This is a genomic window from Pseudodesulfovibrio pelocollis (genome assembly GCF_030282845.1).
Lineage (GTDB): Bacteria > Desulfobacterota > Desulfovibrionia > Desulfovibrionales > Desulfovibrionaceae > Pseudodesulfovibrio > Pseudodesulfovibrio pelocollis.
The window spans coordinates 1-7773 of sequence record NZ_JASTWE010000072.1; the positions used below are offsets into that span (position 1 = coordinate 1).

At 49.0% G+C, this 7773-nt stretch carries 8 protein-coding genes; 1 reads left to right on the forward strand and 7 read right to left on the reverse strand.

The window, feature by feature from the left end; translation table 11 throughout:
- The 4 genes from QQS14_RS15715 to QQS14_RS15730 form a co-directional block, all read right to left on the reverse strand.
- Positions 1-950 (reverse strand): hypothetical protein (locus tag QQS14_RS15715; protein WP_285907966.1); only part of this gene is annotated, 950 nt, incomplete at its 3' end.
- Positions 951-1508: 558 nt separating this feature from the next.
- Positions 1509-1901, reverse strand: a complete 393-nt coding sequence (locus QQS14_RS15720; RefSeq protein WP_285907967.1) for a helix-turn-helix domain-containing protein — start codon at positions 1899-1901, stop codon at positions 1509-1511.
- Between the two features lie 31 nt (positions 1902-1932).
- Positions 1933-4170, reverse strand: a complete 2238-nt coding sequence (gene recD2 / locus QQS14_RS15725) for an SF1B family DNA helicase RecD2 (RefSeq protein WP_285907968.1) — start codon at positions 4168-4170, stop codon at positions 1933-1935.
- Between the two features lie 2 nt (positions 4171-4172).
- Complete coding sequence (locus QQS14_RS15730; RefSeq protein WP_285907969.1) at positions 4173-5126, reverse strand: hypothetical protein; 954 nt, start codon at positions 5124-5126, stop codon at positions 4173-4175.
- A gap of 101 nt (positions 5127-5227) precedes the next feature.
- On the opposite strand from QQS14_RS15730, the gene QQS14_RS15735 reads away from it, so the two are divergent.
- Complete coding sequence (locus tag QQS14_RS15735) at positions 5228-5833, forward strand: hypothetical protein (RefSeq protein WP_285907970.1); 606 nt, start codon at positions 5228-5230, stop codon at positions 5831-5833.
- A gap of 47 nt (positions 5834-5880) precedes the next feature.
- Here the strand turns inward: QQS14_RS15735 and QQS14_RS15740 are convergent, their stop codons facing one another.
- Genes QQS14_RS15740 through QQS14_RS15750 form a run of 3 tightly spaced genes read right to left on the reverse strand, consistent with a single transcriptional unit; the run spans position 5881 to position 7231 of the window.
- Complete coding sequence (locus tag QQS14_RS15740) at positions 5881-6162, reverse strand: type II toxin-antitoxin system RelE family toxin (protein WP_285907971.1); 282 nt, start codon at positions 6160-6162, stop codon at positions 5881-5883.
- Positions 6069-6476 (reverse strand): helix-turn-helix domain-containing protein, encoded by a 408-nt coding sequence (locus tag QQS14_RS16580; protein ID WP_345782806.1) that lies wholly within the window; start codon positions 6474-6476, stop codon positions 6069-6071. Before QQS14_RS16580 ends, QQS14_RS15740 begins: the two co-directional genes overlap by 94 nt.
- Before the next feature lie 14 nt (positions 6477-6490).
- On the reverse strand, positions 6491-7231 hold the full coding sequence (locus QQS14_RS15750) for a hypothetical protein (protein WP_285907972.1): 741 nt from the start codon (positions 7229-7231) through the stop codon (positions 6491-6493).
- Positions 7232-7773: the final 542 nt, after the last annotated feature.

Sequence of the window (7773 nt, forward strand, 5' to 3'; positions counted from 1 at the left end):
AGCCGGTCTTGCAATTTGGCTTGCAGCTTTTTGAAACGATAGCGCACCGATGGACCTGTCTTCAATGTGTCGGTGATTTCTTGAATTTCTTCGCAGATTTCTTCCCACCCCATCCCGTAAATTGCTTTCAACCTAAAAATTTCAATGTCTTCCTCAGCTTCGCCAGCAAATAGCTTTTCAAGTTCGGTTTTCCAGAGATGAGGATCTTCTACCGAGGTTTCGCTTGAGTTATTTCCGAACCCCAAATTAGATTCGTCGACGGAGAAATTCTCGTAGTCTCTCTCAAATCTCGAATCAGCAAATTCCTTGGTATGGTTGTGGACGGCCCTTTCCCTATCATACCCGTGTTTCTTCATCTCTTCAAAAACAGTTTTGATGTCGATGCCCATAATGCAGTTGTCCAAAAAATAGGTGTACATCCGTTCGTGGTCTATCGCGTAAGCAGGCCGATATGTTTCTAGCAGCCCTGGCACTCTCTCCTGCCCTGCTGGTTTATGACCTTGGATAAACCTGTCGACCTTCTGACGGACCAAAGTAAGGCATTCCTGATATTTCTGTTGTTGCTGCCTGGAAAGGAACTTTTGGATATCGGGGAATATCTCTACAAAATATTGGTATCTGGGTTTTATCTGTCGGAGCACATTCACATCGTGAAACTTGGTCGGGCAGCGATATTCCGGTCCCCTAAAATATTGCTTCCAGTGCTGTTTGCGCATGTTGATGGAATACAACAGCATATTTGCCAAGCTTTGCGACCAACTCAACCGGAAAAACCATTCAACGCTTGTCTCCGGCTTTCGGATTGTGGTGAGAAACAGCGCAAGATCGTTTCCGCTCAGATAAATGGACCGTCCCGAGCGATATGCCTTGAGCACAGAAGTACCTGACCGCACATCTCGAAGGATCGCTCGGTATTCAGCATCGGACAGGTGAGGCTTCACGTCACCCAACCTGATCATATCCAGATCAAAATTTTGTATAGGCTGCGCCACTCGTCCCCCCCGGTCCTCGTCGCTTTATACTGTCCACCGCCACGAAGAAAAATATTAAATGCTAATCACTTATTATGCACTTTTTGTCTTCTTATATTGCCTTCTTTCCAAAATAAAACCCTGCCGGGTGCTAATGTCTCACTCTCGCTACAGCATTTGAATGAGTGTTTCAAGAGCCCACAGGCCGTAGATGGCAAGGGGAAATCTTTGGAAAACTGGTGGGAAAGAGGAGGGGTGGAAAATTTTTTGCCTTGATTCTCTAGGCAAAAATGAGCTTATGTGAAAAAATTCTCGTTTTATAGAAGAAATTTAGACTTTGGTTGGCATTTCACGTCCGTGTTCTTGGAACTCGCTTCTTCTTAATATTTCAGAAAAGCACTATATATAGGGGCGTTATGCTAATTTTCTAATGTCCTTTTTTTGTACACTCAATTCTTTTTTTACGCCCCATAAAAATTTATGGATTTTTCTCCTTTTTTTGGAAAAACCTCTTCCAAGGCTTCTCTAATATTAAAATCACTTTAACCCGAGCAGTTTTTCAAGCTCAGGAGAAAGAACCTCGGCTGAATTCCCATACGATTTGAATAGATACCGTTCTTCACAATCAGGCCAGTAGAGCAAAAAACGAGTTTGCCCCTTCGGCAGCCTCTTGAAACGGAACCGACCATTTTTGATCATGTATCTCAAGGAGGGAATGGCGATGCCCGTTCTCTCCGAAACCTCCTTGACCGTAAGATACTTGTCCCTGGTGACTTCTCCCTCCATGTAGTCAATGACATCCTGCCTTCGGAACCTAAGAGAATTGCCAACAGGGTAGGTGCGAAGAGTGCCCTCAGCCTTGAGCCTTCTCACATGCCGCTGCGTGCAATCCAAGATCAGCGCAACGTCTCTTTCTTTTAATCCTTCCATTTCTTTCCAGTAATACGCCTATGACTGCCGGTCAAATTTTCTCGGCCAGGGTTGTGTTCCTGTTCGACGAGTCGTTTTTCCAGACGGCCAGACCAAGCGCCTTCCGTTCTCCTATTAAAAGGCAGAACTTCTTGGCTCTAGTGATCCCGGTATACAAAATATTCCGGTTGAGCATCATGCTCTGGCTTATCGAAACAAACTGTATGACCGCAGAAGATTCCATGCCCTGAGCCTTATGGACGGTTATACAGTACGCCCAGGTTATTTCTGATAGTGCTTCCAGCTCATAGTCCACACGCCTTCCCTCGAACTCGATGCGGACCGTTTGTCCTTCTGAATCAAAACTTTGAATGTACCCCTGGTCTCCGTTGAAGACATCCTTCTCATAATTGTTCTTCGTCTGCATGACCCTATCCCCAACTCGAAAGGGAGTATTGCCTACAGGACAACCCGTTGAGTTCAGAAGGCCTTGCATGAGTTGATTGATCGACTCAACACCCACCCTCCCCTTCTTTGCAGGAGATAGGACCATAATATCCTTGGGCTCATATCCCTTCACCAACAACCGCATGACCGCGTTTATCAGTAAACGGCGGGCAATTTCGGCTCGTTCTTCGGTTTCGAGTTCTCGTTTGACTCCTTGTTCCTCAACGCTCATCGGGACCGGCATGTAGAACGAATCGTCGTTGGCTGAATCATCTCCAACTTCCTTGAGCTTCAAGGCCCGGGCCTTACCTGCCAGAACCGCTTGCGCGTTGTCAGGGATGAATGAATTGTCACTCTGCCGATACACTTTGGTCAAATACACGACCGGGATTTTCCGGCTCGTGATAATGTCTTTGAGTACGTTCCCTGCACGAACCGGAGGAAGCTGATCAATATCCCCCACCAAGACCACGCGGGTGGCATCCGGCAATGCGCAAAACAAAGACTTCCCAAGGTAAACATCAACCATGGAGGATTCATCACAAATCAGCATGGCCGCTTTGATCAGATTCTTTTCGTTGTGCAAAACCCCGCCCTGGCCAGCTCCCAGAAGCCGATGAATGGTCGAGGCTTCCTTCCCACAGCTTTCACGCATCCGCTGGGCGGCCTTTCCGGTGGGCGCCACCAGCCTCACGGTCCCAACCTCCAGCCTTTCGCATACGAAGAGGATACACTTGATGATGGTCGTCTTGCCGGTGCCCGGGCCACCTGTGATGACGGCAACCTTCTGCAAGACAGCGGTCTTGACCGCCTCCCTCTGATTTTCATGAAGCGAGAAACCATTTTTCTTCTCGAAGTCAGTTATGGCCACATCCGCTTTCGAACTGTCGATGGATATGTGAAAGTCCCGGAGTCTCCGCAAATCCACGGCCAGCTTTTTTTCCGTGGCATGAATCGGCTTGAGAAAGACCCTGATCCCTTCGATTACGAGTTTTTGTTGGATGGCTAATAATTCTATGGACTCGTTGATGCTGTCGAAAGTGATCTGGGAATGAGCGTTTTTCAATAGCGGCTTGAGGAAATCGGCCGTGCGCTCGATGAGCTCCTCGCGCGGGAGGTAGCAATGCCCTTGATTAAGGGCGGCCATGTCCAGAGTATACCCAATAGCAGCTTCGATTCTCTTTTTGGAATCTTCGGGAATTCCCATCGAATACGCGATCTTATCGGCCAACGCAAAGCCGACCCCTCTGATCTCCCAGGCCAAGATATACGGATTGTCTTTGACCGTCTGGATAGCATCCCTGACATTTGGCCACCGTTCCAGAATCTTGCTGATGGTCCTCGGTCGCACATTCCATTTGGAGAAGAAAGATAGGGCTTCACGCCGGCTACGGGTTTCGGTCCAGCTCCTCTTAATGTCCTCGATCTTCTTTTCCCCAATTCCGCTCACTTCCAAAAGTCGCCGCGGATCGTTGTCGAGTATGTCTATAATGTCAGGGCCGAAGGCCTCGTAAATTCGTTTTCCTAAGGCAGGGCCGATTCCCTTGAGGAACCCGGCTTGCAGAAAGACATCGACCCCGCCCTGCTTGAAATCGGGGAGTTCTATGGCTGTGACCTCAAAAGCGCGCCCGAACTTCGGATGTAGTTCTCCCCAGGCTCCGGTCAGAACCACGCGCTCGTCCTCGTGCAGACGCCCCATATTTCCTTTGACCGTGAACCAATCCCGAGAAGGATCAGTGCTCCCTTCCGGGAAAACGCGAGCAATCGTGAAGGCGTTGTCCGGATTGTGAAAGACCACCTTCCGGACAACGACATCACACTTTTCGAGAGGAGCTTCAGACATGTTTAAGCAGCCGCCTTGCGCCACCAGTACGGATCGCCGTCACGGAATTGAAACCCAGCTTCAATCAACGCTTTCAGGTTGTTCTGGATATTGCCGTCAGCCTTGAGGTACGTGCCGTTCGTTTCATTCTCGACAGTGAAGAATACACCGTCCAGTTTGGGCAGGAAAGGATATGCCTGCATGATAAGAGTCTGATCGGGGATTATGCTCTGGGTCGGCTGCTGGGTGCGCCCCTGGACGCCCTGCTGCCCCTGCTGCCCCTGCTGAGTGCTGCCATGGGCTTGTTGGTTGTTCTGATTGGCTTCACGACGCCGCTGATGCATGGAGGCCATCTTCTTCCTGATGATGTGCATCGGCCCGGCAGACTGGAATTCGAATTCGAGTTGGCGAGCCTGCTCTGCGAAGTAGTCGCAATACCACGCCACTGCCTTAGCCTCTGCCACGTTCAGGAGAATCGGGATATCCTTGTAGGTTTTGTCGTCTTTCCCCTGCGCGTTCATGAGATTCCCTCGCGAAAAGGTCAGGCTCACACTCACGCTGTTCTCCTCGATCACGCTGTAGATGGCAAAGTATTTCCCTTTGCGCTCTTCTGTGTCGTTTGCCTTGGTCGCGGCCTTGGAGCTGTCTGCCCAATTCTTGTACATTTTGCTCTGCGGGATTCGCCCGATGGCAGCAAAATTCAAAGCCTCCGCAAGTTGCTTGAGCTTGGGGATTTCCAGCATGAAGGTGATGTGCTGGTCCTTGATGTATGTGTTATTACCCTTGGGCCAGACGGAGAAAAATCCGAAGACCGGCGATTTGTAGTCCTTAGGCCGTTCCTGGAACACCACACTCAATTTGAGCAGGTGAGCGAAGGCCAGGTCTTTCCAACAAAGTTTGATGGAATTGCCTTCGTAATTATTTTGGTTTTGACTGCACTCGTTTCCATAGTTATGGTCCTGCTGTCCAAATGCCATATTAAACCTCGCTTTTTTGTGTTTAACAGGTGTAATTATAGCATGGGTAAAGGGACTGGATAATAAAAAATCACATTAATTGAATTCTCTGAGGATAATTTGTGAGAGATTCAGAGCGGTATTATAAAATCAAGCTTCAAATTGAAGCAGTCGACAAAGAGATTGCGTTTTGCGGACGCCAGCTCATAAAACTGCATTCGTATTTTACGAAAGTATTCCCTTTGGTTTTTGGAAAAAGGGGATGGTGGCTCAACCTTCAAAAGTGTTCCGGCGAAAAAGCCAAAACATGCAGGAACTGCCCTCACAACCTAGTCTGGGTCTTTTACCGCTACATTCCGGTCGATAAGATAAACACGGCCAAAGTAACCAAGACAAACAAACAGCTCTACAAGCTGCTTTGGGAACCTGATTCCAGATCAGAAAAATTGCCGTGGGACTACTTTATCACTGTCTACGGGAAGAAGATCAATGTCGGTTTCAGAAGGCGATCTCCAGAAATGAGAGAGATTGGCCGAAAGGTCCAAAAGATCAGGGACAGAATCATGGCCAGACGCACATCGCTTATGGAGCTGAGGCAGATATACGAAAGCAAACTTCAGGAACTCACAAAAACCTCCGATAAGTTCAAAAACGATATGCGCGCGGAATTCAATGAACTGGATACGTTGTCCAGAACTTACCGTAGGAAGCGTGGGGAAGACGTTTAGATGTCCTGGGCCGACCTATGTGACCAACATCTATACCTTCACATGGCTTAATGGCCACCGTAGACCTTTCTGCGGTGGCCGACACGGAGAATCAGGATCAAGACTATATCGTCCTGAATGTCGGCCACAATGCGATAGTCCCCTACCCGGTACTTCCAGAGGCCTGCTAGATTCTTGCGAAGCGGCTCGCCATAGTCTCGCGGATTGTTGGGAGCGATCCGCTCCCGGAGGTATTTCAGAAGAAGCCTTTGGGCCTGCTTGTCGAGCAGGCGGCGTCCAGATCGCGCAGCGTCTGCTGAAGCGTGTCGGCCGGGGCTTCGTAGAGCCATGGAAAGGGATCGCGCTTCCAATGGGTGAGGAACGAGGACATCTCAACGTAGAAGATCGGCTTCTGACATTCTTCGGCGGCTCTCTTTTGCAAAGCCAGCGCCTGATTCCAGACAAAGCGGTTGCTACCGGCTATACGCCGGTAGCAACTCCGCCTGTTCGGTGCTGGGCTTGAGCCGAAAAACGTGTCCTCGTTGCTGTTCCATTGGAATATTATACCACAATTTTTCTGTGCGACGTAGAAATGTCCGGCGCTACATCCCCCATCTGAAGGAAGGGGTTTTGCGCCGAAGAGAGATAATGGTTGCGCTAGCAGTCGGTGAACCCATACTACTCCCCCTTTTTTTTGAAGATTTGCTTTTCTTCGTAGCCCAGATTGTCCACAAGATGATCTTGGAGCGAATCGATCATCCCGATCACTCCATCCAACAGTTCAGAATCATCCTTGGAAGAACTCTCGTCGGCCAGTCGGAGCAGAAGCAACTTCTGCGCGGCGAGAAGGTCCATATCCAGATCAAGGGGGATATTTTCAGACACCTTCACCCCCACAACGGCATCAACGGCCACCTTGACGCGAGCCTCGACCAGGGCCGCAACCTCCGGGTCAATAACCAGAGCATCAGGCAGACCGGACCCTTCGCACTTGAGGGACTGTTCGATGATTTTTTCGAGGGGAAGGCCGTCACGCTGGGCGGCTTCAAGCTCTGACCGGGAAACAACTGCTTCGCCGGAGTCTTGAATTGCACCACTGGAATAGAGCACCCCTCCCTCTCCCTCTTCAGGGAAGAACGCATTGGTTTCCGGCCTGTACTCGTATTTGCCGTTGCTGTGACGCCGAAAGGCGATGCCATGCTTCTGGCAAGCCGCTTCCGTGTATTCGAACGCTCCATACCGAGCTTCAGGATCGTCAAATACGTATGCCTTGCCGTTGGCTGCGGCGGCGAGAAGAGCAAGGGAATGGTTTTCGTCGAAGGGACTTTCGTTTTCAAGACCATCTACCAGAGCATCAAACGCCTCCAGGGTTTTTATCTGTCCAGAAAGTTCCATTTGCGCCCACATACAATCTGCCATTTGGATACTCCTTGTTTTTAAATGGGTTTTGACCTGTTGCGGATGTCTAAATACGGCCCCACTCCATTATACCATAAAACGTATTATCAGCCAAAAAAAAAGAGGCTTAACAGCCTCTTTGCATAGATTTTGTGTGTGATCGGACCTTTTCTAAAATGGGCATTCCTTCCATTCTGAAACTCACGGGCGTCAGCCGAATGTGAAGCAAGGTGATAGCACCGGTCTAACACAGTCTTCCTGGATTTCTTCCGACGCCTTTCTCCCCAACTCTTCAAGCATCAAAAAAAGATTCACCCGCCGAAGGCTTTTATCAATTCTTTTCTTTGATTTGGATTTCATTGAAAGACATATTTAGGGGTCTGTTTTTAGCAATTAATTTAAGCGACTTAGGTAGACTTTCTCCGAGAAAAATGACCACGCAACTATGAGAGATTGGTGAGCAACTATGAGAAATCTATGACTAAGTATGAGAATAATGACCACTAAGTATGAGGAATTTGACCACTCAACTATGAGGGATTTGACCACGGATTCATAGTTCC

What these genes read in the sequence shown, in the direction of transcription:
- QQS14_RS15740 (WP_285907971.1), bottom strand. Translation starts at nt 6,162, where the DNA reads ATGGCTCTACGAAGCCCCGGCCGACACGCTTCAGCAGACGCTGCGCGA.
- QQS14_RS15720 (WP_285907967.1), bottom strand. Translation starts at nt 1,901, where the DNA reads ATGGAAGGATTAAAAGAAAGAGACGTTGCGCTGATCTTGGATTGCACG.
- QQS14_RS15730 (WP_285907969.1), bottom strand. Translation starts at nt 5,126, where the DNA reads ATGGCATTTGGACAGCAGGACCATAACTATGGAAACGAGTGCAGTCAA.
- QQS14_RS15750 (WP_285907972.1), bottom strand. Translation starts at nt 7,231, where the DNA reads ATGGCAGATTGTATGTGGGCGCAAATGGAACTTTCTGGACAGATAAAA.
- recD2 (WP_285907968.1), bottom strand. Translation starts at nt 4,170, where the DNA reads ATGTCTGAAGCTCCTCTCGAAAAGTGTGATGTCGTTGTCCGGAAGGTG.